This is a genomic window from Pseudomonas coleopterorum (assembly GCF_900105555.1).
In the GTDB taxonomy this organism is placed as follows: domain Bacteria; phylum Pseudomonadota; class Gammaproteobacteria; order Pseudomonadales; family Pseudomonadaceae; genus Aquipseudomonas; species Aquipseudomonas coleopterorum.
On sequence record NZ_FNTZ01000001.1, the window covers coordinates 2,483,602 to 2,507,877 of the forward strand.

Below are 24,276 nucleotides of genomic sequence, written 5' to 3' on the forward strand. Positions count from 1 at the left end.
ATACCCTCACGAGGCCCCTCTTGCCAGGGGCCTTTTTGTGGGCAAACCCCGCTCCCACAGACACACCCCGACCCCCCGTAGCAGCGGCGCAAGCCGCGTCGGCTGACGCAGGGTTATGCCTGACCCACCACAATCTGCCCCCTGCGGCTAGCGCATTAGCGCATTCGGCTATCAACACGTGTCGTTGCAACTTACGATCATGAAAAGAAGTGCACAACTGCCAAAGCGTCGTAAATAATATTCCGTACAACCTTGAATCTCTTCAAATCACTACAACGCCAGGCAGACCAACTACAGTTACCGGGAAGGGACTTTCCTTCGTAAAAATTCAAGGACAACGAAGATGAAACGTACGGTAATTTTCACAACAATGATGCTCCTGGCTCATTCATCTGCCCACGCAGCAGAACCTCAGACACCCACTCCGAATTCAAACGCAGTCAATTGGATTTCCGATATCAACGCGCCTATCGAGTTGAAAGCCAGGTGGGTGCAGGAATGGCGAAAGGCGATAGACGCAAACCCCATGGATAAAAAGAAAATTTCAACCCTCACTGCAGAAGTGTCAGCGTTCACGGAGAAGGCGCTCAAGAGCCGTGCGACGGCACAACATAACGTCGCCGTCAATCAGAAAACACCCCTCAGCGGACTTCAAGGGGCGGGCACTGGAGAGGAGCTGGCGGCTAAGCTGAATGCCCGTTTCAATCGTGTGGTTCCGGATTGCGATGGCAAGGCTGCCTACCGCTGTTCCGGCATTGTGCTGCGTAGCAACGAGCATGGCGGTACTGTCCCGACATGGGTTCCAGCGGGTACATCGGCCTTGAAAGAGATCCTCCCCATGACATATATCAGACAGGACATAACCAACGCAACAACCTCGATCTGGTCTTATCAAGCCATGGGATTTGGGATCCTGCTGAATGCCCCAGACGAGGCCCCCTATAATACGCGCTGCCTATTTCCTATAAACGGTTACTCTAATTCAAATGCTGACAATGGCTGCGGCGCAATAGAACGACAGCCTCAGTCTGACGTTGATAATAGTAACTGTGCCGCACTTGGCGTCACCACCGCTGTACAGTGGATGGAGAAAACGTCTTCAATATTACCCTACTGTTCGTTCAGCACGCACTCCGCACTTCCATTTCTGGAAGCAATAAAAGCGCAAAACCTCTACCACGAGGAACGACAGCCGAAAGAATGGAATGAGTTGATAGTGAATGCATCGCCAGAAAACTGGGACGCAGTCAATCCTGCCAATGATCCAATAGAGGCGCTTTGGTATCACCGGCGCGCAGAAGAGTCGGATCTGTATCTGACAGGGCGCCGCGGTGCGCAACACGAACAACTATTGATCTTCGAAATGAGTGGCAAGGCCATTCCTGTCATCTCAATTGACGATGCAAAGCCGGACGCTCCTTTTGGGTATGCTGCTGAAGACCAGCTTGTTTGGTCGACAGAGGGCGCAAAACCCTCTCTGTAGCAGCGGCGCGAGCCGCCTCGGCGGTGTATGCGGCAGGCCTGATGCACCTCAGGGCCCCTTCGCGGGCAGAGCCCGCTCCCACAAACACCCCGATCCCCTGCAGCAGCGGCGCAAGCCGTGTCGGCGGTATATGCGGTAGGGCTGATGCAAATGATTGGCGGCTAAGACTGCGGTTTGGCGCCCAGCTCGGCGCAGACGGCCTGGGCGGCTTTTTGGACGGTAGGGACCAAGGACTGCATCTTTTCCAGCGGCATGTACGGCACCGTACTGGCGACACTGATTGCAGCCACGATCTGTCCGCTGGCGTCGCGGATCGGCGCGGCGACACAGCGGATCGAGGGTTCGTTGTCTTCCAGGTCGAACGCATAGCGACCCGCAACGTACGTTTGCATGCGGGCCTGGAACTGTGACCAGGTCAATTGCGGATGGTCGGGCCATAGCGCCGACCTGGCCGCCACCTGCTCTCCCTGCTCGAACAACCGCTGCCATTCGGCTTCGCTGGCATCGAGCATCAACGCCTTGCCGATACCGGTGCGTGCCAGCGGCATGCGATGCCCGACCCGCGAACGCATCTCCGGGCCATTGCGCCCCGGGGTCTTGTGCAGGTACAGCACCTCATCGCCGTCGCGAATCGCCAGGTGAATGGTGTCGCCGGTCAGGGCCGACAGCTCATCGAGCCAAGGGGTCGCCAGCATCACCAGCGGCACCTCCTCCCGCGCCTGGAAGCCCAGCTCGATCAGGCGCGGGCCCAACAAATACCCCACCTGAGGCAACACCCGCAGGTAGCGCTCGTCCACCAAGCAACTGGCCAGTCGGTGGGTGGTGCTGCGGGTAGTGCCGATGCGCCGCGCAATCTCCTTGAGATCGCGGGCGCCGCCAGCCACGGCCTGGATCACCGCCAGGCCGCGCAGCAAGGTCTGTGTGCCGGTCGGTACGGCGGGGGGCATGTCGTCCTGCATGGTCAACCTTCGCGTCGAGAAAAAGCAGGCGCATTATGTTCGCCTGCTTGCAAAGCGGTCAAAGCTCGATCCGCTCGACCTTGCCCACCAGCAGGATATAAGACAACGCCCCAACCAACGCCGTGATCGCGATGTAAGTGATCGCTGGCGCGAACGAGTCGCCGGTCGCCAGGAAACCGATGGCGATCGGCGTGGTGATCGCCGACAGGTTGCCGATGAAGTTGAACACCCCACCCGTAAGCCCCAGCAAACGCGCCGGCGCCAAGGTCGAGACCAGGGACCAGGTGATCGAGGCCAACCCGTTACCAAAAAATGCCAGCGCCAGGCAAGCGATCACCAAGGCTGTGGAATCCACATAGTTGGCGCCGATGATGCAGGTCGAGATCAGCAGTCCACCGATGATCGGCAACTTGCGCGCCAATCCGATGCTCGCGCCGCGACGGATCAGCCAGTCGGAGAAGAACCCGGAGCACAGCACGCCGACGAAAGCTGCCAGGAACGGCAGCGAGGCGAGCATGCCCGACTTGATGAAGTCCATCCCGCGGTATTTGACCAGATAGGTCGGGAACCAGGTCAGGAAGAACCACAGTGTCGAGTTCAGGCAATACTGCCCCAGGTAGATGCCCCAGAGCTTGCGCTTGCTCAGCACGATACCCAGGTCGATCCAGCTGAACCCGGCCTTGGCCTGACGTGCCGATTTCTGCATGTCGACCAAGCCGCCGCCGTCGCTGATGAGCTGGATTTCGGCAGCGTTGGCGCCTTTGAAATCACGCGGCTCGCGGTACACGGCGTACCAGATCACCGCCCACACGATACCCACCAGACCGGTACTGACGAACACCATGTGCCAACCGAATTCGTGTTGCAACCAGGCCAGCACCGGGGTCAAGAAGGCCAGGCCGACAAACTGGCCCGACGTGTAGAAACCGATGGCGGTGGCGCGTTCGCGTTCGGGGAACCAGGTCGTCACCACGCGGCTGTTGATGGGATACGCCGGGGCTTCCAGGGCACCCACCGCCATGCGCAGGACGAACAGGGCGATGAAGCTGCCGGCGAAGCCGAGCATGACCGTGGCGATGGACCACAGGGCCAGGGCCACACTGTAGAGAATGCGCGGCGGCACGCGGTCCACCAGCCAGCCACCGGGGATCTGCATGGCCGCGTAGGTCCAGCCGAACGCCGAGAAGATCAGGCCGACGTGAACCGGATCGATACCCAGATCGCTGGTCAGCGCCGGTGCGGCGATGGACAGGTTGCTGCGGTCCAGGTAGTTGATGACCACGGTGATGAACAGCAGCACCATGATGAAGAAACGCTTGCGGCTGGGCGTCGCCAGCGCCGGAGCGGTGGTTGCGGTTTGCGTGTGCATGGGGTGCCTCTTATTGTAGTTGTAGAGGGTGATGCGGCGCCCTGGCGGACGCTTTCGCAGGCAGATGGCTCACCGCCTGCCCCGCTCTCACAAAGGTGTCGATATCCGTGTGGGAGCGGGCTCTGCCCGCGAAGGCCGCGCCGCAATATCAGCGTCTTCTCACCACTCGGCAAAGCTGCCATCGGCGTGGCGCCAGATCGGGTTGCGCCAGCGATGGCCGATTTCGGCCCGCTCCCGCACGTACTCCTCGTTGATCTCGATGCCCAGCCCCGGCCCATTGGGGATCTTCACGAACCCGTTGTCGTAGTCGAACACCTCGGGATGGGCAACGTAATCGAGCAGATCGTTGCTTTCGTTGTAGTGAATGCCCAGGCTCTGCTCTTGAATGAACGCGTTGTAGCAAACCGCATCCAGCTGCAGGCAAGCCGCCAGCGCGATCGGACCCAGCGGGCAATGCAGCGCCAATGCCACGTCATAGGCTTCAGCCATGTTGGCGATCTTGCGGGTCTCGGTGATCCCTCCGGCGTGCGACGCATCGGGCTGGATGATGTCGACATAGCCTTCACTCAGGATCCGCTTGAAATCCCAGCGTGAATACAGACGCTCACCCAGCGCGATCGGCGTGCTGGTCAGCGGCGCCAGTTCCTTGAGCGCTTCATAGTTCTCGCTCAGCACCGGCTCCTCGATGAACATCAGCTTGAACTGATCGAGTTCCTTCATCAGCACCTTGGCCATGGGCTTGTGCACCCGGCCATGAAAATCGACGCCGATGCCCACGTTCGGCCCGACCGCATCACGCACGGCCGCCACACTGGCCAGGGCGCGATCGACCTTGTCGAAGGTGTCGAGAAACTGCAGCTCTTCGGTGCCGTTCATCTTCACCGCCGTGAAGCCACGCGCGACCGCTTCGCTGGCCGCCCGCGCCGTATCGGCCGGCCGATCCCCGCCGATCCACGAGTACACACGGATCCGATCACGCACCTGACCGCCCAGCAGGTCGCTGACCGAAACACCCAGGGCCTTGCCCTTGATGTCCCACAGCGCCTGGTCGATACCGGCCAGCGCACTCATGTGGATCGCACCACCGCGGTAGAAGCCGCCGCGGTACAGCACTGTCCAGATGTCCTCGATGTTGCGTGGGTCCTTGCCGATCAGGTAGTCCGACAATTCGTCGACCGCGGCAGCCACGGTATGAGCGCGGCCTTCGACCACCGGCTCGCCCCAGCCGACCACGCCCTCGTCGGTTTCGACTTTGAGGAAGCACCAGCGCGGCGGAACGATGAATGTAGTGAGTTTGGTGATTTTCATCTGTTGTCTCTCTTGTTCGATGGACGCTCAAGCGCCTGTAATAAATTCGCGACTTCCACCCCTGTAGCAGCGGTGCAAGCCGCGTCGGCCCGCACCACCGCACCCTGAGCGGGGCACCTCTCAGCCCGTCAGCGATCGCCACGCCTGCGCATACGCCCTGGCGTTGTCCGCCACCTGCTGCACCGTCATGCCCGGCTTGAACAGGCCCGAGCCCAGGCCGAAGCCCGCCACGCCCGCCTCGAGAAACGGCTGCATGTTGTCCGGGCTGATCCCGCCTACCGGCACCAGCGCCGTGCCCTTGGGCAACACCGCCAACAACGCCTTGACCACCGCAGGTGTCAACGACTCGGCCGGGAACAGTTTCAACACATCGGCGCCCGCAGCGAGGGCGGCGAAGGCTTCGGTTGGTGTCACCACGCCCGGCGCCAGATACAGGTCGGCCTCCTTGGCCGCCTTGAGCACCACAGGGTCACTGTGGGGCATGACGATCAACTGCCCGCCTGCGGCTTTCACCTGCTGCACCTGTTCGGCCGACAGCACCGTTCCGGCGCCGATCAGGCAATCGGCGGGCAGGCTGTTGCGCAACAGCCGAATGCTGTCGAAAGGCTGAGGGGAATTGAGCGGCACCTCGATGATGCGAAAACCGGCGTCATACAGCACTTCGCCGATGGCCACCGATTCCTCGGGGCGCAGGCCACGCAAAATGGCGATCAGGCCGTTCTGGGCCATTGCTTGCTTGAGCATGTCAAACCTCTTGGAGCTGTTGAGCGACAAGCCCGGCGGCCAGCGCCAGGCTCCAGAGACCGCGTTCGGTGGCCTGCTCGGCCTGGCTGACGCTGGAAAAACCGCAAAGGGCCAGGGCTTGGCTGTAGCGCTGGCACAAGGCCCCGTTACCGATCAGGACTACCGCCGGCAGCGTCGCCAGGCCACTGCGCTGGCGCAGCATTTCCGCCAGCGCCCGCAGCTCGTGCCCGATCATCAGGCCGGACAGGTAGTCAGCCTGCTCGCTGCTGGCCAACTGGCCGGTCAAGCCGAGGCTGCGCGCGCTGAACATGGTCGACAGCACGCCGATGCTGCCCTCGGCCGACATCGCCACGGCCACGCCGCGCTCGAAGGCCACGCTGTCGAACGATGCACTGCGCTTTTGCGTGCGGCCGAGAATGGTGTGGGCACTGGCGGCGGCGAACAGCTCGCCGGTCATGAAGGTGTCGAAATGTTCGATGCGCTGCTCGACCACCCTCGCCCACTTCGAGTGGCTGCCGGGAAGACCGACCAGCAAGGTCTGGTCGCGCTCGGCCGAGGGCAGCGTCTGCAACAGACCGAAGATCTGGGTTTCCTCGCCGCGCATCACGTTGGGCAGCGCCGAGCGTTGCAGGACGCCGGGCACAAGGTGCACATGGATGCCGCGCAGCGTGCGTACCCGTGCCATGCCAGCGGCCACGTCGGCGGCCTGGGCAGGGCTGGCGCAATAGGGGACTTCACGCCAGCCCTGGGCGCTGCCGACCATGCCGCAGGCGATCACGGCAATGTGGGGGTAGGCGTCGAGCCAGTCGCCACAGGCCTCGTCGAAGGTCAGTTCGAAACCATCGCGGGTGGATTCGCCGCAGATGGTTCGGGGGATGGTGGATAGCTGCATGATGCCGCGATCCAGCGAGCGCTGGTCGAGTACATGGCCCTCAGGGCCGAGCAGATAGGCTCGCAGGGAACTGGTCCCCCAATCGAGTGCAACGAGTTGCGGCTGCATCGCTTCACCTTGTTTGTTTTTGGTAGTGAGTGGCGGTGTGTGATGGCCGACTATAGATCCATTCGAGCATAAATCTCAATATATAATTATCAATCCCACATATGGGGATGCCCTTGTGGGAGCGGGCTCTGCCCGCGAAGAATTCACTGAGGTATATCTGACAAAACGCGGTGCTCCATTCGCGGGCAGAGCCCGCTCCCACAGTTCTGTTCCCCACAGTTCTGTTCCCCACAGTTCTGCTTCTCACAGTTCTGTTCCCCACAGCTCTGCTTCTCACAGTTCTGTTGCCACAGCTCTGCTTCTCACAGACCTGCCTCAACAGGTCTGCTGCCTGAAACCGGCCATAAAAAAACCGGCCTGAGGAGGCCGGTTCGTTTGGAGTCAGGCGTACGCCTGCAAGGGGCGGCGCCTGCCGAAGACCCATGCGGTACCGATGCCGACCGCGCCCATCACCAGGCAATAGCCCACGCACACCCATGGGCTCCAAGGCATCAGGGCGATCAGCAACAGCGGAGTGGTGCTTGCCCACAGTGCATAGGCGACGTTGTAGGTAAACGAGATCCCCGACACGCGAACTTTTGCCGGAAACAGACTGACCATCAGCGACGGCACTACCCCCACCACCCCGCACCCCAGACCTGCCAAGGCATAAGCCACCGCCAAGCTGCCCACGCCGGCGACCAGGCTGGCGTACAGCGCAGTGATGCCCAGCGGTAGCAACACACTGTAAATGACCAGCGCACGCCAGGCGCCGACGCGATCGACCAGCAAGCCCGCCAGCACGCAGCCGATGTTCAGGAACACGATGCCCAGGCTGCTCAGCGCGAAGGTATGCCTGGCATCGAGGCCGAAACGTTGCTGCATCACCGTCGGTGTGATCACCACCAGCACCACCACGGCCGAGGTCAGCACGCACGTCAGCAGCACCGCCGGGATCAACGACGTGCGATGCTCGCGCAGCACCGTGCGCAGGGAGAACTCGCTGACGTGCTCGCTGCGCGCGCGCATGGCCAGAAACACTGGCGTTTCACTCAGCAAACGACGCAGCCACACCCCTACCACCCCAAAGACCCCGCCGAGCAGAAACGGCAGACGCCACGCCCAGTCCAGAATTTCCTGCGGACTGTACACCCGCGCCAGCACGGTGGCAGTCAGCGCCCCCAGCAGGTAGCCGAAGGTCAATCCGGCCTGAAGAAACCCCAGCGCATAGCCACGTCGCCGCAATGGCACATGTTCGGCAACGAACACCCAGGCACTCGGCACCTCCCCTCCTACGGCTGCGCCTTGCAGGATGCGCAAGGCAAGGAGCAGCAGCGGCGCCAAGTAGCCGATCTGTGCATAGGTGGGCATCACCCCGATCAGCAGGCACGGCACCGCCATCATCAGGATGCTCAGGCTGAATACCCGCTTGCGCCCCAAGCGGTCGGCAAAATGCGCCATCAGGATGCCGCCCAACGGACGAGCCAGGTAACCGGTCACGAAAATGCCGAAGCTCTGCAGCAAGCGGAGCCATTCGGGCATCTGCGGGGGAAAGAACAGCTGACTCAGGGTCAGCGCGAAGAAGACGAAGATGATGAAATCGTATATTTCCAGCGCACCGCCGAGGGCGGCCAGCCCTAAGGTCTTGTGGTCGCTACGGTTGAGCAGCAGTGGCTGAACTGAACTATCGGCAGGCATGGGCAGGTCCGCTGGTGGCCGACGGCACGTATCCTCGCGCCGGTCAAAGGCGCGCAGGATAGCAAAAAGTGTCGAACGTGACAGGCGCGAACAGCTAAGGCGGAGGGGAGCTCAAGGACTTGCGCGTGCGAATGCCCTCGCCGATCACCCGCACACGGTGCTCCAATGGTGCCTTGGGCGATTCGACAATGGCCATGAACGTGCGCAGCGCTTCAAGATCAGGCAACTGCGTGACGCTGGTACGCAACCGCTCGCCGCTGGCATCGGTCAGTTCCGTTTCGATCTGCTTTTGGCTTTCATACAGCAACGCATGGCGGACATGCTCGGTGTTCATGCAGAACCGTGGCAAGTCAACACCGGAGCGCACCGCCATGTCGGTGTTGGCGATCAATAGATCGAATGGCTCATAAGCGCTCTGCACCATGGTCAGCAGTTCGTCGAGAGACCGCACCGGCACGACCCTGAAATAGCCCAGATTGTTGAGCGTTCGCTCGATCTGCACCGCTTGCTGCCCCAGCTCGTCGGCAATCAGAATGCGCAATGTCTTGTCAGCCATCATCCACTTCCCAGGCGAGGGCACAGGACGGTCCTTTACCCGCCGCGCCAAGCCACTACAGCAGGTGCGATCCGACCCGCGTCGTCCAATGTACATCACCCGCAAGGGTGGCCCGACGGCAAGCTTACTCTGCTATAGGCTCGTCCGGAATGGAAAACGCCGAACATTTGACGATAAAGTACAAATGACATTCAAGGACAAATGCAAGTACATGTTTTTATTGGCTAATTTGTCTATTCATAAACATGTGTCGCGTTTTTATTCCGACGAGCAGCACGGCCGTATGGTAGATTTCGTTGGACAACGCGGAACATGCACCACCTGCATGTGCTCCTAGTCTCAGATACCCGCTCCGTGCAAGTTAGTCCTGACGTCGCATGGCTCGTATTACTCGCCGCGAGGGCAGGCGCCTGACGCATGGTATTAACCTGACCCCGCGGGAGTCGACAATGATCCGTTTCGCAATCATCGCACCTCCCTTGCCAAGTCATTTTCATCCACTTGAACACTTGGCAATGGAGCTGATCGAGCGGGGTCACTGTGTGACATTCTTCCACCAGTCCACAGCCCGCCGGCTTCTGCGTTTCCCCAAGGTCAAATTTCATGCCATCGGTCCTGAACGCACTCCTGCGCGGTGGTTTTCGAAAAGCCCGACCCAGGCAGCAAGTTTCGGCACCTGGCTGGGCCAGCGACGTATCTATGCAGAAATGGCGTGGGTAACGGAAATGCTCTGCCATGAGTTGCCGGCGGCCTTGCGGGAAGATCGCATCGATGCATTGCTATGCGACCAGATGGAAGCTGCTGGTGGGCTGGTGGCGGAGTCCCTTGGCCTGCCTTTCGTCTCCATTGCCTGTGCACTGCCCGTCAACCGTGAGGATGCGACCATCCCCTTGCCGGTGCTGCCCTACCCCTACGAGCGTGGCGAAGATGCCGTCAGGCGTTACGCGCGTGCCGAGCGTCGATACGACTGGATCATGAAACCCCTGCACAAGACCATTGCTCGTCAATCCGTTGCGCTTGGGTTGACTACACGCAAGCGCCTGCACCAGTGCCTGTCGCCATTGGCGCAGATCAGCCAAACGGTGCTTGAGTTCGACTTCCCACGCCCCAATCTGCCGCCCTGGTTTCATGAAGTGGGGCCGTTGCGGCGGGTTCCGGATGAGGCGAACCACCTGCCCTATGCCTTGGACAACAGCCGCCCCTTCGTCGTCGCAACGCTCGGCCCGCTTCACGGCAATCGGATGAATATGTTCAAGCGGATCGCCCGAGCCTGCAAGATGCTCGATGCCCAGTTGCTGGTCATTCATCACGATGGACTGAGCCATCGCCAGTGCGCTCTGCTGTTGCGACAAGGCGCAACCTGGGTCACGAACTCGGCCGATCAAGCGCTGTTGTTGCAGTATGCCGACGTATTGGTGACCCACGGTGAACTTGATATCGTACTCGAAGCCGTCGTGGCGGAGACCCCCATACTGGTCTTGCCCATAGCTGCCGACCAACCGGGTGTGGCGGCACGTGTGGCGTACAGTGGCTCCGGCGTGCATGCGAGCCGGCATAGCAGCAGCCGTGAATTGGAGAAACACCTGCGTCATGTACTCGAGAATCAGTGGCCCCACCTTGAACAGCTCGCCGATGCCATTCACGTGATGGGCGGTACCCAACGTGCCGCCGATATCATCGAGGCGGTGATTCCGGACCGCACCAAGCTGCGGCTGGTCAGCGGTGGCTGAAGCAAGTCGTCATACGTCCTCACTCAACGGTGAGCTTGTCGCGGTTGCGATCCAGCAGGGTCTTGCCGATGCCGGTGACTTCCAGCAATTCATCGACCGATTCGAAGGGGCCGTAGGTCTGCCGGTGTTCGACGATGGCAGCGGCCTTGGTGCGCCCGACCCCCGACAGTACTTTCCTCAGGGTTTCGGCATCGGCCGTATTCAGGTTGACCTGGCTTGGCAGGTCCACCTGCATAGCCCGTGACGATGTTGTCGCAGCCGTTGCCGGCGTAGTGCCAAACACCCCCCCGATGCAGGCCAAAGCCACCAGCGCCAGTGCGGGCAAAGAAATTCCAGGCATTGCATACCCTCCATGACATGAATGAGAAGTGCGGCATTTCCGAGCCGCCTGCCAACCCTAGTCCAGCGCGCCAATTGCGCTACTGCCAGCCTGTTGCACGACGTGTCAGGCCGCGCCGATCCGTAGGATTTTTCAGCGCCGGGACCTTCACTGTTGATGCGAAGTCACATCCACGTACAATCCACCCGCCCTCATCACTTCACTCATCAGGCCTATGGACAGACAACCCCTCATCCAACCTCAACGCGCGTCCGTGCGCGTGCGCACGGCGCAGGTGCTCAATGCCTATGTTCTACCGATAGGCTGGCTGGTCATCATGACCGGAATGTTCTGGGCGTGGGATCGTTCCCTCTACCACAAGCTGTTCTACCTTTTCCTGGCGATCCCCACGCTGCTAGCGTTGGCAGTGCAACCGGGTCCGTTCAAGGCATTGGTGCGCAACCCGATGTTTCTGGCCTTCGTAGCGTTCAGTGCGTACATCCTGCTCAGCGTCAGCTGGGCCATAGACGGAGAAGATTTTGGCTCGTTGTTCAAACGGCCGCTGTACATCGCCATGGTGCTGCTTTCCGCTGGCCTGATCGCGTTGAACATACCGGCCCGGCTGGCGCAGATCACCCACCTGGCAGCGCTGATCGCAACGGCGGCTGGAGGGTTGTCGCTGATCTATTTCTATGGTGTGCAAGGTGCCTCTCTCGGCAGCCGCCTGGACGGCTATGGCGCGCTGTACAACCCATTGCTCAGCGCCCACGTGTTCGGCGCCTTCGCCAGTGTCTGGCTGGCCACGTGGTACATCGGTCGCAATCCTTGGAACCCATTGGCGCTAGGCTGCCTGGCGGTGCTTGGCGTGACCTTGATCGCCACCGGTTCGCGTACCCCCATCATCGGCATGGCGGCGGCTCTGCTATGGCTGATGGCGGCAGGAAACAAGAAACGCGGCGGGTTGGCCATTGCCATCGCACTGGTGGGCATTGCCGCGTTGTATGTGGTGATGCCTGATGTGCTGACATCGCGAGGAGCGTCGTATAGGCCGCAGATCTGGATGGAATCGCTGCGTCAGATCAGTGAAAACCCCTGGCTGGGCCGCGGTTACGATTCGGAAATGACCATTGTCATTCCAGGGCTGCCGACCACCTTGGCGGATCCGCACAATATCGAATTGGGCGTGCTCTACATCGGCGGCGTGGCCGGACTGAGTCTGTGGATGGTGCTGTATGGGTTGGCCATGCGCTTCTGCTGGATGAACCGGCGAGAGCCGCAGGTGGTGGTCGCCGCCACCTGGCTGGTATTCGGATTTGCTTCGGGCCTGACCGAAGGCAGCGCCTTCATGTCGCGGCCCAAGGAGCACTGGTTCCTGATCTGGATTCCGATGGCATTGGTGTATGCGCAGTGGTTGTGCCACTGGGGCAACCGCCTCCACCATCCTCCGGCCAAAGCCCTGTAACTGAGTCCTATCGAAATACCGCAGCTTGCGCTGCTACAGCCCCCGCCCCCCTGTAGCAGCGGCGCGAGCCGCGTCGGCGGTATATGCGGTAGACCTGAAGCACCGCACGCCCCCCTTCGCGGGCAGAGCCCGCTCCCACAAACACCCAACCCCTGTAGCAGCGGCGCGAGCCGCGTCGGCGGTATATGCGGTAGGCCTGAAGCATCGCACGCCCCCTTCGCGGGCAGGGCCCGCTCCCACAAACACCCGCCCCCTGTAGCAGCGGCGCGAGCCGCGTCGGCGGTGCACGCGGATGCTAGCCGAACACCATGCGGATCATGCCGCGCAGGGTTTTCTTGTTCCAGGCCCTGAGCGGAATCATGCCGAGCAACTCCCGGCTCAATCCCTTGTCCTTGCGCGCGTACTTCAAGAACATCGAATTCAGAAATCGCCAGCGCACCTGCTCGTAGGCGGGATGTTCGCGATACACCGCGTAGGTCTTGAGCACGTTCTCGACCATGAAGCGGCCATTCTTGTAGGTGTTGGTCGCATGCTTGCGATACTGCGCCAAGGGCTCGCCCAGCACGTCAATGAAATACCCGGCGCGGGTAATAGCCAGCTCGATGTAGACGTCTTCCAGACGAATCTCCGGATCGAAACCACCGACCTTCTCCAACGCCTCACGCCGGAACATCAACGTCGCAGCCGTCGGTCCCGGCTTGCGGTCCATGAACATGTCATCGAAGTCCAGGCGACGAAACGGCTCGTTGCGCTTGCGCTGCTCGCGCTCGCACATCACCTTGCCCGTGGCATCGATGATCTCGGTATTGGCCGAGCAGATCCCCACTTCGGGCTTGCCCTCCATGTACGCCACCTGAGTCGCGATACGATGAGCAAACATCACGTCGTCCGATCCGAACGGCACTACCAGGCTACCGCGGCACCGCGCCACCGACTCGTTCAATGTGCGCGACAAGCCTTTGTTCTCCTGCACCCGCAGATCGAATCCGTGTTCGGCACTGAGCGTGCGCAACAGCTCGACGCTGCCATCAGTCGATCCGTCGTCCACCACCAGCAGTTCGATGTTGGCGTAGGTCTGCGCCAGCACACTGCCGATCGATGCTTCGATATACGGCGCGTGGTTGTACGAGGCGATGATCACCGACACCAGGGGCTGCATTCGATTGTCGGAGATGGACGTATTCATAATCGCTGCTCTGAAAAAGTGATGCCGTGCCCGAGCGAAACCAGGCACTCTAGGTATGACAGGCGTGCGAGCCGATCGCGGGAACCGCCTGGAGTGTAACCATGCATGCCCCCAATGAATGTCAGGACGTGCCTGAATCGTTCACGATGCACGATACCGCTGCGATCCTTGATCAATGACTGGCGTCGACTGGCGATTACGGGCATAGGCCAGAAACGCCTCCAGGTCGTCGCTGCACAACAGATGCGCGACCGCCTTGACCTCGGCTACGGGCCAGTCCCACCACGCGGATGCCAACAGCGCCTCACGCACCTCCTCCTCGAAGCGCCACCTGATGAATCGACAGGGGTTGCCGCCTACGATGGCATAGGGCGGTATGTCCTTGGTCACTACCGCACCGGCTGCAACTACCGCGCCATGGCCGACCGTCACCCCGGATAGAATCAGAACGTTGGCGCATAGCCAGCAGTCACTGCCGATGGTGACATCCCCCTTGGTGGGCGCTGCACCCGGCACATCCTTTACCTCATCAATAATCAGTGGGAACGGAAAGCACGAGACCCAGTCCGTACGATGACCACCGCCCAGCAGGATCTTCACGCCTTCGGCGATCGAGGTGTAGTTGCCGACGTTCAGGGTGGTGTCATCCCCGAACTCCTGTACGTCCGGGATCCCGTAGGTTCCCACCCCAATCGAATACTGGGGGTAACGCATACGGATCCGCTCAGGGCCGCGAAACAACTTCTCGAACTGCCCGAGGTGCTTGCGAACCTTCCTTTTCTTGAAACGATCCCACCACTTCATCGACACACTTCCTTACTTACCAATGCAACACCAGGCGCTTGAGACGGCGAAACGTGGTGCGGTCCCAGAGCTTGAGCGGGATCGAGCGCAGCAGGCGCAGCGCATCCTTCTTGTCTTCCACCACCGCATACTTCAAAGCCTTGTTGACCAGTTTAGCTCGGCCCCGTTCGTAGCCGGGGTGCCCTCGATAGGGTTCGATGGCGCGCATGTCGGCTTCGAACAGGGTTTTGTAACGTCGCGACAGGTTGTGCGGATGACGCCGGTAGCGGGTGACGATCACCGGTAGCATATGGATCTCGAAACCCTGTTCGGCAATGCGCAGGGTCATCTGGAAATCCTGGACCTTGATGGCGGGGTCGTAGAACTTGGCCTTGCGCAGCACCTCCATGCGGTACAGCGATACCGGCGCACCGCAGACTCGTGCATTAGCGAGGATGTCGGCAAAATCCATGCGCCGTATGCGGGTGTGAGTCTGGTCCTTCAGCGCATTGCCCTGGGTATCCATGTAGGTGATCAGCGCCCCAACGGCGCCGACATCCGGGTTTTTCTCCAGGTAATCGACGCGCACGCGCAAGGAGTGGGCGAGCATGATGTCGTCCAGGTCCGGCGTGGAGACGTACTTTCCGCGAGCCTGCTGCAACCCGAAGTTGAGCGCAGCACTGACACCTTGGTTGGCCTGCTGCAGCAACTGAAAGTCGTAGGTGGTCTGCAGCGCGGTGAGCATGTCGATGCTACGGTCACTGGAACCGTCGTCGACGATGATCACTTCGAAGTTCGGATAGTCCTGAGCGAAGATGCTGACCAACGCCTCTTCGAGAAACTTTTCAGCGTTGTAGCAAGGCGCCACGATCGAGACGAGGGGGTAATCCGCCACGTCGACTCGAACCGCAGGTTCGGAAAGTATGTCGGTCATTTTTATGGGCAACGACTGGTTCGGGTATGTGCAGCCTGGTATCGGCAGCGCTGCATGATGGGCGATCCGTAGCCGATTGTCGACCCGCGCATGGCCCGCCATGGTCGATACGGTCACCGGCCGCGAAAAAGGCAGCCCGATGGGTCAGTCGTTGCTGCCGCGATGCTGGTGGATGTGCAGCCAATCGACGATCTCGCCTTCCGGGGCGTACCCGCTCACGGCCTCTCTGAGGATTTCGCGGACCCGATCGAAATCGGCGTCATCCAAAGCGCGCAGCAACTCAGTCAGTTCAGCCTTGAGCGACTCCCAGGACAAATGATCCTCATGGGCACTCATGATCATCGGATGACGGGTGGCAACCACGTTATTGCCAATGAGCAACTCTTCGTACAACTTCTCGCCCGGCCGCAACCCGGTGAATTCGATGCCGATATCGCCCTGCGGGTTCTGCTCGGAACGGATGCTCAAGCCCGACAGGTGAATCATCTTCTGCGCCAAATCGATGATCTTCACCGGCTCGCCCATGTCCAGCACGAACACTTCGCCACCGCGCCCCATGGAGCCGGCCTGGATCACCAGTTGCGCCGCCTCGGGGATGGTCATGAAATAACGGGTGATGTTCGGGTGCGTAACTGTGACCGGGCCGCCCGACTTGATCTGCTTGTGAAACAACGGAATCACCGAACCCGACGAACCCAGCACGTTACCGAAACGCACCATGGTGAAGCGTGTCTTGTTGACGCGCGCCACATTGGCGGGGTCGCCGAACAGCACCGGTGCCAACTCGCGGCTCAGCGCTTGCAAGCTCATCTCCGCCAACCGCTTGGTACTGCCCATCACGTTGGTCGGGCGCACGGCCTTGTCGGTGGAGATCAGCACAAAGTTGGCCACCCCGGCCTGCAACGCGGCCTGAGCGCAGTTGAGCGTACCCAACACGTTGTTGCGTACGCCTTCGGCGATATTGTGTTCCACCATAGGCACATGCTTGTAGGCGGCCGCGTGGTACACCGTATCCACGTTCCAGGTGGTCATGACTTCGAGCAGCTTGGCCTGGTCGCGCACGGTGCCAAGCGTTGGCAACATCTGTACGTTCAGCCCCTCACGAGCGGCACGCTGCTCCAGCTCGCCGCTAATGGTGTAGAGATTGAATTCCGCGTGATCCAGCAAAATCAGCAGCGCCGGCTCCAGGCTCAGTATCTGTCGGCACAGCTCGGAGCCGATCGACCCCCCTGCCCCGGTCACCATCACCGATTTGCCGGCAATGCAGTGCTCGAGCAGATCGTCTTGCGCGGGCACCGAATCGCGCCCCAGCAAGTCGGCAATGTCCACTTCCTGAATATCGTCGACCTTGACCTCTCCGCTCGCCAGCGCGGTGAAGTTGGGCACGCTGCGTACATGCAGCGGAAAGCCTTCGAGGAAACTGAGGATCTCACGGCGCCGCGAACGCGATGTCGACGGCAGCGCCAGCAGCAGTTCCTCGGCGCCGGTCAGATCGATCATGCGCTGGATATGTTTGGGCTTGAACACCTGAATACCTGCAATCACCCGGTCGGAGATGCTCGGATCATCATCGATGAATGCCACCGGACGCATCACCCGGCCCATGCGCAGCGCGGCGACCAGTTGATTGCCCGCCACACCTGCACCGTACACCGCTACCTTGGTCAAGCGGTCGTCACGCCCGGCGAACGGCACGTTGTGCACCGCGTTGAACCAGTCCCCCATGAAGTACTGACGCATCGCCAGGCGCAAGCCGCCGATGATGACCAGGCTGATCCACCAGTAGTTGAAGATGATCGAGCGCGGCACCACCGTTTGGTGGTTGCTGTACCAGTACACCACGACCGCAAGAATGAGCGCCGAGAGGCTGACCGCCTTGACGATGGCCACCAGCGCATCGTTGCCGAAGTAGCGCATCACCGCTCGATACATGCCGAAGCGAATGAATAGCGGTATCGCCACCAGCGGTGCGGCCATGAACAGCCAGTCGTGCTCGCGAATCGGGTTGTACATGTCCTCGATGCCCAGGCGCACCAGGAATGCCATCCACAGCGCGACCCAGACCAACACGATGTCCGTGACCACCTGCAGCATGCGCTTCTGGCGACGTGGCAAACCCAGCAAGCGTGTACGTAACTTATCCATCGACATTCGACCCAATTGGCCTCTGACCGTGACGGTCGGTTGCAGCAACTACGTAACCATAAGTGCGATCAGTCGATTGCACCAGTGCGCGAACGCAATTTCATGCGCGTTCCAATTCCCCCGCATGATAACGAAAAGCCAGCCACAACAAAGGGATGTAAGCAATGAAGGTGCCTAGCACAGGGTTCAGACCGAAAACCGTCACGCAAACGGCCATCGGTAGTAGCCACCCCAGCGTGATCAATGCCGTGGCGACGGTAACCGGCAGATGTCGCCCATAAACCCGCGAAGCGTACTGGTAGGCGTGGCTTCGGTGCGCCTGGTACACCTTGTCGCCGCGCAGCAACCGCCGCAGTAGCGTAAACGTCGCATCGACGATGAACACACCCAGCAGGATGATCCAGACCCAGAAATAACTCGGCTCGACCCACGCGGCCTGGACCGAAAGAATGGCCAGGACCAAACCGAGAAAACCGCTGCCGGCATCGCCCATGAAGATCTTCGCCGGCGGCCAGTTCCACAGCAGAAAGCCTGCTACCGCTGCCGCGAGCAGGCCGGGCAACCACATCAACTGAAGGTGCCCGCCCACGGCATAGATCACGCATGCCCCGGCGCAGACGCAGATGGCCTCGACGCTGGCTATACCATCGATGCCGTCCATGAAGTTGTAGAGGTTGAGCATCCACACCAGATACAAAAGGCCGAACACCCACCACAGCGGCGCAAGGCCATCGACTGCACCGAGCACACCGGGCATGCCGCCCAGCCACAGCAACGCCCAGGCGCCCGCACCGAAATGCCCGAGCAAGCGCCAGCGCGCGGCAATGTGATTATGGTCGTCAAGAAAACCCACCACCGCCACCAGCGCGCCACTGCCGAACAGCGCCAGCCAGGAGCGGGTATCGAGCGTTCCGTTAAGGGTCAGCAGCGTTATGGCCGCGAGGAACACCAGCACAATAGCGACCCCGCCCCCGCGCGGTGTCGGCACCGTGTGGGAGCTGCGCGCATTGGGCACGTCCATCAGGCTGCGTGCCAAGGCATAGCGGCGCAAGGCGTAGGTCAGCCCATAGGCCATCACCAGAACGATTACCAGCCACACCGGCATGCTCATCGACGTCGCGCTTCCACGTAGGGCCGCGCGGTGGCGAGCAATGCATCGGCCATTCGGGTGGAGGGTTCCCAACCCAACAGCTGGCGATTCTTGTCGATGTCCACTTCCAGCGACTCGAACAGACGCTGCGTCACCGCGCCTTGCCCCAGTGCCTGGGCCACGCGGCTCATCCACGGCAGCGGTACGTCGAGCAGACGCGGCTTCTTGCCCAGCGCCATCGCCATGGCTCGCACCAGTCCTGCGGTCGACACCGCTTCGCCGTCACTGACCAAAAAGGTTTGATGGGCGGCGGCTGGATGCTCCAGGCAAGTGCACACCATGTCCACCAGGTTATCCAGTGCGACCAGACTGCGGCGATTGCTGGTTCTGCCGAACGGCAACGGTACGCCTTTGTTGACCAAACTCATCAGCGCCTGAAAATTCGCGCGCACACCCGGCCCGTACACCAGCACCGGACGAATGATCACCACTTCCATGCCCGTGGTCTCGGCCAGCGCACGCAGACCCACTTCCGCCTCCAGCTTGGACACCCCGTAGGCGTCCTGGGGTGCCGGCTCGTCGTCGGCACGAAACGGCCGGCCCGGCTCGGTGGCTTCGCCATTGACCTTGATCGAACTGATGAACACGAAGCGTCGAACCCCGGCCTGGGCCGCCTGGCGAGCAAGGTTCAAAGTGCCTTCGACGTTCACCCGGCGGAACGCGTCCAAGGGGTCGGTTGCGGACTCGCGCATGACATGCACCCGCGCAGCGGCGTGGACCACACTGTCGATGCCGGCCAGGGCGCTGGTCCAGTCGGTATCGGCGGCCAGGGTCGGAACAACGCACCCTTCAACGCCCAGAGGCAGTTGCGTGTAGGCGCGGCGAACTGCCGCCCGCGTGTTGGGGCAGCCCAGCTGCACCAGACGCGCCGCTACGGCGGCGCCGACGAAACCCGACGCGCCAGTGACCAAAACAGGTTTCGAGATCATGAGCCAGTACCTTGGTCGAGTGGGTTAACGCTGCAATACGTCGTGATACAACTGCACATAACTGTCCGCCATTCCTTGTGCGGTAAATACTTGTTGGAAACGCCGCGATGCGGCGGCGCCCATGGCACTGGCCATGGCCTCTTCGTTCCACAGGGTCTGCATGGCCGCTGCCAGCTCCTGCGGATCGCGGGGAGGAATCACCAGCCCGGTTTCCCCGGCTCGGTTGATGTAGCTCATGCCGCTGCCGATGTCGCACGAGATCATCGGCTTGCCGTACATCGCGCCTTCAAGCAGCGATATGCCGAACGATTCCGAGCGCAGATGCGAAGGAAAGACAAAGGCGTGGCACAAGGTGAGCAGCGCCGCCTTGTCTTCATCCGGCAGGCCGCCGAGAAAATGCACGTTGCTCACGTCCAACTGCTGGGCGTAAGCCTTGAGTTCGGCCTCCAGATGACCACCGCCAAGAATCACCACCGGTAGCCCAGTGGCTTTGGCAGCATCCAGCAGGTAGTTCAAACCCTTGTAGTAACGCAGCGCGCCAACGAACAGAAAGAATTTGCCAGGGAAGCGACCACGCCAGTGTGTCAGGCGCTCGGCGGCGGGCATGGGATAGGTCGCCGGATCGAGGCCGAAGGGAATGACCGACAGCTTCTCGGGAAAGCGCTGCAGAACCGGGCTGCTCGCCGCGTAATCGGGCGATGACACGACGATGCGGTCCATGGCCCCGAGAAAGCGATTCATCAGCGGCTGATAGAGCTTGAGCAAGGTCTTCTGCTTGATGATGTCGGAGTGATAACTGACCACCGACGGCTTGCCCGTACGGCTGGCAAAATGCACCAGGTCCATGAACGGCCACGGGAAGTGGTAGTGGATCAGGTCCGCCTGGCTGGCCAATGCCTTGAAATCGCCCAGCGCCGACCAGGAAAATCCGGTGGAAGCCACATGCAGATCCAGTTTCGAGCGATGGGCGAGGTGGTGCCCTACCCGCTCGTTGCGTGCGGCACCGCGATCGCTAAGGTACAAGACCTCGGACTGCACACCGCCAGCGGCACAGCCTTCAGCCAGCTGGAAGATGACCTGCTCGACGCCACCCATGGAATCGGGAAAGTAGGTCTTGAAAAAATGCAGCACCTTGATCATCGGCTTTCCAACGTCTTGCGATAGGCGATCAGCGTTTGCGCGGTGCAGCGGTCCCACGAGAAGCCGTTGGCGTGCGTCAAGCCCCGTTGACGTGCGTCCGCGCGCCATTCAACGTCTTCCAGTGCCTGAGCCATATGCTTCGCCAAGGTCTCGATGTCCATCGCTTCGCACATCAGGGCCGCATCACCTGCCACCTCCAGCAGCGAGGAGTTATCTGAGCAGACCACCGGCACGCCCGAGCTCATCGATTCCAGCACCGGCAGGCCGAAACCTTCGTACAGCGACGGAAATACGAACAACCGCGCGCCTGCGAACAGGATCGGCAGGTCCTCGGCGGACACGAATCCCAGATAGCGCGCCCAGCCCTGGCGCTGCGCGGACTCGATGCGCGCGAAGATGGCTTCGTTGCGCCAGCCCCGATAGCCGGCCAGGATCAACGGCCAGCGCTGACGCGTGGCCAGCGGCAAGGTTTCATAGGCCGTGAGCAGCGTTTCGATGTTCTTGCGCGGCTCGATGGTGCCGGCAAACAGGCTGTAACCCTCGTGGGTCAGACCATAACGGGCGAGCACTTCGCTGGTTTCGGCGGCGCTGCGTGGATGAAATTCCGGGGAACTGGCCAGCGGTACGGCATCGATCCGCTCGATGGGCCAGTCGAAATACTCGGCCAATTCGCGCCGAGTGAATTCGGAATCAGTGATCAGGCGATCAGCCCGCTTCAAGGTCAGCCGCAGTTCTTTCTGAAGGTAGCGCGCCAGCTGTGGTGCATGACACTGGGACCAGGTGAACGGCGACAAATCGTGAAACGTCGCGATGCGAGGCCCTTTGAACGGCGGCAGATAGTAGTTGGGGCTGTGATACAAGTAGTCGCCATGAGCCTTCAAGGCTCGGGCCTTGAGCAGCGGCATCAGCAGGCGATAGGCCTCGATGGCGAGAAAGTTCTTCTGTACTGCACGCTTGAGGCTGTAGCCACTGCCAGAGGCATCGGCCGCACTGGGCAAGCCTGGCAGGAAACTGCGACCGGCGAAGAACTGCAGGTCGGTGATCTCGGGGCTGTTCTGCAGACGCCGCGCCAATTCATAGGTGTAACGACCGATGCCCGTCAGCGGAAAGCGGACAGGCTCGACGGAAAGGACAACCTTCATTTATTGGGCAGCCAACATCCATTGCAGAGTGTCGCGTAAGGGCGGGGTCTGCCAGTCGCCGACCAGCGAACGCAGGCGGCTATTGTCACCGCACAGCGTCTTCACTTCGTTGGCGCGCACAAACGCGGGGTTCACTTCCACGCGGATGCGGTGGCCAGTGATGCTTTCGCATAACTCGATCACTTCGCGCAGGGAATGAGTGACACCCGAGCTGACGTTGACGGTCTGCCCCAGGGGCTTGTTTTCCAACAGCCCGCGGTACGCGGCCACAAGCGCACGAACGTCGCTGAAGTCGCGCCATACATCGAGGTTACCCAACTCGATGACTTCGGCCTTGCGGCGGAAGTGCGAAACGATCTTGGGCAACAGGAAATTGTCCGCCTGCCCCACCCCGGTGTAGTTAAACGGCCGGGTAATGACAATCGGCAAGCGGGTTTGCCACAGGCTGGCCATGTATTCCATTGCCAGCTTGCTGACGGCGTAATCGTTGGCCGGCGCGGGCGCCGTGCCTTCGTCCAGCATGCCTTCGGATGCATTGCCATACACATTGGCGCTACTGGCCAGCAATACACATTCAGGCGCCTTGCCCGAAGCGGCGAGCGCTTCGAGCAAGTTGCGCGTCCCGATCAGGTTGACCTGATAGAACGCATCAGCCACACCATGGCCCACGAACGCCAGCGCGGCGAGGTGGACCACATAGTCAGGCTGCAGCTCTGCCAGCAAGGCGGCGAGCCTGGGCGCATCGTTCAGGTCGGCCTGGTAGTAACCAGGCTCCTCTGACGGCTGACTGCCCAGGCCGATGACTTCATACCCATGAGCCGTCAACTCGGCCGCCATGTAGCGACCGGTGAAACCCTGGATACCAGTGATCAATGCACGCTTGCCGACATTAGCCATCAGAACGAGAACCCTTGCTCATTGCGGCGCAGGTCGGCCTCGACCATCATGCGGCACAGCTCTTCCAGCGACGTTTTCGGCGCCCAGCCCAGCACTTCCTTGGCCTTGGCCGGGTTGCCGATCAGCAGGTCGACTTCGGTCGGGCGGTAGAACTTCGGATTGACCGACACCAGGACCTTGCCGGTCTTGGCGCACAGACCTTGCTCGGCTTCGGCTTCGCCCTGCCATTTGATCTCGATGTCCGCGGCCTTGAACGCCATGGTGACGAAGTCACGCACGGTTTCGGTACGGTTGGTGGCCAGCACGAAGGTGTCCGGCTCGTCGGCCTGCAGCATGCGCCACATACCTTCGACGTATTCCTTGGCGAAACCCCAGTCGCGCTTGGCGTCCATGTTGCCCAGCTCCAGGGTTTCCTGCAGGCCCAGCTTGATCTTGGCGACGGTGTCGGTGATCTTGCGGGTCACGAACTCACGGCCGCGCAGTGGCGATTCGTGGTTGAACAGGATGCCGCTGGTGGCGAAGATACCGTACGACTCGCGGTAGTTGATGGTCATCCAGTGGGCGTAAAGCTTGGCTACACCGTAGGGGCTGCGCGGGTAGAACGGGGTTTCCTCGATCTGAGGAATGGCCTGCACCTTACCGAACATCTCGGAGGTCGAAGCCTGGTAGAAGCGCGCTTTCGGGTTGACGATGCGGATGGCTTCCAGGAGGTTCACAGCGCCCAGGCCGGTGATTTCGGCGGTGGTCAGCGGCTGCTCGAAGGAAACACCCACGAAGCTCTGCGCGGCGAGGTTGTACACCTCGGTGGCTTCGGTGGTCTGCAGCAAGCGGATGCTGGCGGACAGATCGGTCAGGTCGTACTCAACCAGGTGCAGGTTGGGGTTGTTCTGGATACCCAGCTCTTCGATACGCCAGAAGTTGACGGAGCTGGTGCGGCGGTAGGTGCCGTAAACGGTGTAGCCCTTTTCCAGCAGCAGTTCCGCCAGGTAGGCGCCATCTTGACCAGTGATACCAGTGACAATAGCTTTCATGCGAATTAACCAACTCCATTTAGTGCCGACGAGGCAGCGAAAGAGAAACCGAACCACGCTTGCGGCAGCGCAAAGCACCGGCGCTCGAATATGCAAAGCGCGGAGTATACATATACCCGCCAGCTCAGCCCAGTCTCCCCGCCTGCGTCATCTACCGTGCGACCTGATACGACCCCTGTAGCAGCGGCGCGAGCCGCGTCCGGGGGCTTCGCGCTCCAACTGACACACTGCGGAAGCCGCCGACGCGGCTCGCGCCGCTGCTACAGAGGCCCCGCGAGCCCGTCCGGGTGCGCAGTGTTCCAACTGACACACTACGCAAGCCGATGCTACAG

General features: G+C 61.1%; 21 protein-coding genes. 3 read left to right on the plus strand and 18 right to left on the minus strand.

Features of this window, described 5'->3' with window-relative positions:
• Positions 1-343: 343 nt before the first annotated feature.
• On the plus strand, positions 344-1,483 hold the full coding sequence (locus BLV18_RS11100; protein WP_090358505.1) for a hypothetical protein: 1,140 nt from the start codon (positions 344-346) through the stop codon (positions 1,481-1,483).
• A 161-nt stretch (positions 1,484-1,644) separates the two neighbouring features.
• On the opposite strand, the gene BLV18_RS11105 is transcribed toward BLV18_RS11100, so the two are convergent.
• The 7 genes from BLV18_RS11105 to BLV18_RS11135 form a co-directional block, all read right to left on the minus strand.
• Complete coding sequence (locus BLV18_RS11105; RefSeq protein WP_090358507.1) at positions 1,645-2,442, minus strand: IclR family transcriptional regulator; 798 nt, start codon at positions 2,440-2,442, stop codon at positions 1,645-1,647.
• A 58-nt stretch (positions 2,443-2,500) separates the two neighbouring features.
• The gene (locus BLV18_RS11110) at positions 2,501-3,811 is read right to left on the minus strand and encodes an MFS transporter (protein ID WP_090358509.1); all 1,311 of its coding nucleotides are present in this window, start codon (positions 3,809-3,811) and stop codon (positions 2,501-2,503) included.
• A 159-nt stretch (positions 3,812-3,970) separates the two neighbouring features.
• Positions 3,971-5,119, minus strand: coding sequence for a galactonate dehydratase (gene dgoD, locus BLV18_RS11115; protein WP_049859437.1), 1,149 nt, complete (start codon positions 5,117-5,119; stop codon positions 3,971-3,973).
• Positions 5,120-5,239: 120 nt separating this feature from the next.
• Positions 5,240-5,863: a 2-dehydro-3-deoxy-6-phosphogalactonate aldolase gene (locus BLV18_RS11120; protein ID WP_090358511.1), complete on the minus strand. Its 624-nt coding sequence runs from the start codon at positions 5,861-5,863 to the stop codon at positions 5,240-5,242.
• Position 5,864: 1 nt separating this feature from the next.
• The gene (locus BLV18_RS11125; protein ID WP_090358513.1) at positions 5,865-6,863 is read right to left on the minus strand and encodes a 2-dehydro-3-deoxygalactonokinase; all 999 of its coding nucleotides are present in this window, start codon (positions 6,861-6,863) and stop codon (positions 5,865-5,867) included.
• A gap of 381 nt (positions 6,864-7,244) precedes the next feature.
• Positions 7,245-8,540, minus strand: coding sequence for an MFS transporter (locus tag BLV18_RS11130; protein ID WP_090358516.1), 1,296 nt, complete (start codon positions 8,538-8,540; stop codon positions 7,245-7,247).
• Between the two features lie 94 nt (positions 8,541-8,634).
• On the minus strand, positions 8,635-9,096 hold the full coding sequence (locus BLV18_RS11135; RefSeq protein ID WP_139211014.1) for an ANTAR domain-containing protein: 462 nt from the start codon (positions 9,094-9,096) through the stop codon (positions 8,635-8,637).
• A 449-nt stretch (positions 9,097-9,545) separates the two neighbouring features.
• Here BLV18_RS11135 and BLV18_RS11140 point away from each other — a divergent pair, with 449 nt between their 5' ends.
• Positions 9,546-10,826 carry a glycosyltransferase gene (locus BLV18_RS11140; protein ID WP_090358521.1) on the plus strand — a complete coding sequence of 427 codons (1,281 nt, stop codon included), beginning with the start codon at positions 9,546-9,548 and terminating at the stop codon, positions 10,824-10,826.
• Between the two features lie 19 nt (positions 10,827-10,845).
• On the opposite strand, the gene BLV18_RS11145 is transcribed toward BLV18_RS11140, so the two are convergent.
• Positions 10,846-11,166: a ComEA family DNA-binding protein gene (locus BLV18_RS11145; RefSeq protein WP_090358523.1), complete on the minus strand. Its 321-nt coding sequence runs from the start codon at positions 11,164-11,166 to the stop codon at positions 10,846-10,848.
• Positions 11,167-11,380: 214 nt separating this feature from the next.
• Between BLV18_RS11145 and BLV18_RS11150 the strand changes: the two genes are divergently transcribed.
• Entirely contained in the window at positions 11,381-12,607 is a 1,227-nt protein-coding gene (locus BLV18_RS11150; RefSeq protein ID WP_090358525.1) for an O-antigen ligase family protein, read from the plus strand.
• Positions 12,608-12,902: 295 nt separating this feature from the next.
• On the opposite strand, the gene BLV18_RS11155 is transcribed toward BLV18_RS11150, so the two are convergent.
• From BLV18_RS11155 to gmd, 10 genes are all read right to left on the minus strand, one after another.
• Positions 12,903-13,793, minus strand: coding sequence for a glycosyltransferase family 2 protein (locus BLV18_RS11155; RefSeq protein WP_090358527.1), 891 nt, complete (start codon positions 13,791-13,793; stop codon positions 12,903-12,905).
• Between the two features lie 141 nt (positions 13,794-13,934).
• Positions 13,935-14,597 (minus strand): CatB-related O-acetyltransferase, encoded by a 663-nt coding sequence (locus tag BLV18_RS11160; protein ID WP_090358529.1) that lies wholly within the window; start codon positions 14,595-14,597, stop codon positions 13,935-13,937.
• A gap of 16 nt (positions 14,598-14,613) precedes the next feature.
• On the minus strand, positions 14,614-15,510 hold the full coding sequence (locus BLV18_RS11165; RefSeq protein ID WP_090358531.1) for a glycosyltransferase family 2 protein: 897 nt from the start codon (positions 15,508-15,510) through the stop codon (positions 14,614-14,616).
• A 144-nt stretch (positions 15,511-15,654) separates the two neighbouring features.
• A complete protein-coding gene (locus tag BLV18_RS11170; protein ID WP_090358533.1) occupies positions 15,655-17,655 on the minus strand; it encodes a polysaccharide biosynthesis protein in 2,001 nt (666 codons plus the stop codon).
• Positions 17,656-17,755: 100 nt separating this feature from the next.
• Positions 17,756-18,760, minus strand: coding sequence for an MraY family glycosyltransferase (locus BLV18_RS11175; protein ID WP_090362228.1), 1,005 nt, complete (start codon positions 18,758-18,760; stop codon positions 17,756-17,758).
• A 2-nt stretch (positions 18,761-18,762) separates the two neighbouring features.
• Positions 18,763-19,734, minus strand: coding sequence for a UDP-glucose 4-epimerase family protein (locus tag BLV18_RS11180; protein ID WP_090358535.1), 972 nt, complete (start codon positions 19,732-19,734; stop codon positions 18,763-18,765).
• A gap of 24 nt (positions 19,735-19,758) precedes the next feature.
• Positions 19,759-20,874 carry a glycosyltransferase gene (locus BLV18_RS11185; protein ID WP_090358537.1) on the minus strand — a complete coding sequence of 372 codons (1,116 nt, stop codon included), beginning with the start codon at positions 20,872-20,874 and terminating at the stop codon, positions 19,759-19,761.
• A complete protein-coding gene (locus BLV18_RS11190; RefSeq protein WP_090358539.1) occupies positions 20,871-22,016 on the minus strand; it encodes a glycosyltransferase family 4 protein in 1,146 nt (381 codons plus the stop codon). Before BLV18_RS11190 ends, BLV18_RS11185 begins: the two co-directional genes overlap by 4 nt.
• The gene (locus tag BLV18_RS11195) at positions 22,017-22,913 is read right to left on the minus strand and encodes a GDP-mannose 4,6-dehydratase (RefSeq protein ID WP_090358541.1); all 897 of its coding nucleotides are present in this window, start codon (positions 22,911-22,913) and stop codon (positions 22,017-22,019) included. It abuts the gene before it with no gap.
• Positions 22,913-23,944, minus strand: coding sequence for a GDP-mannose 4,6-dehydratase (gene gmd, locus BLV18_RS11200; RefSeq protein WP_090358543.1), 1,032 nt, complete (start codon positions 23,942-23,944; stop codon positions 22,913-22,915). The genes BLV18_RS11195 and gmd overlap by 1 nt, the downstream gene beginning before the upstream one ends.
• Positions 23,945-24,276 lie beyond the last annotated feature (332 nt).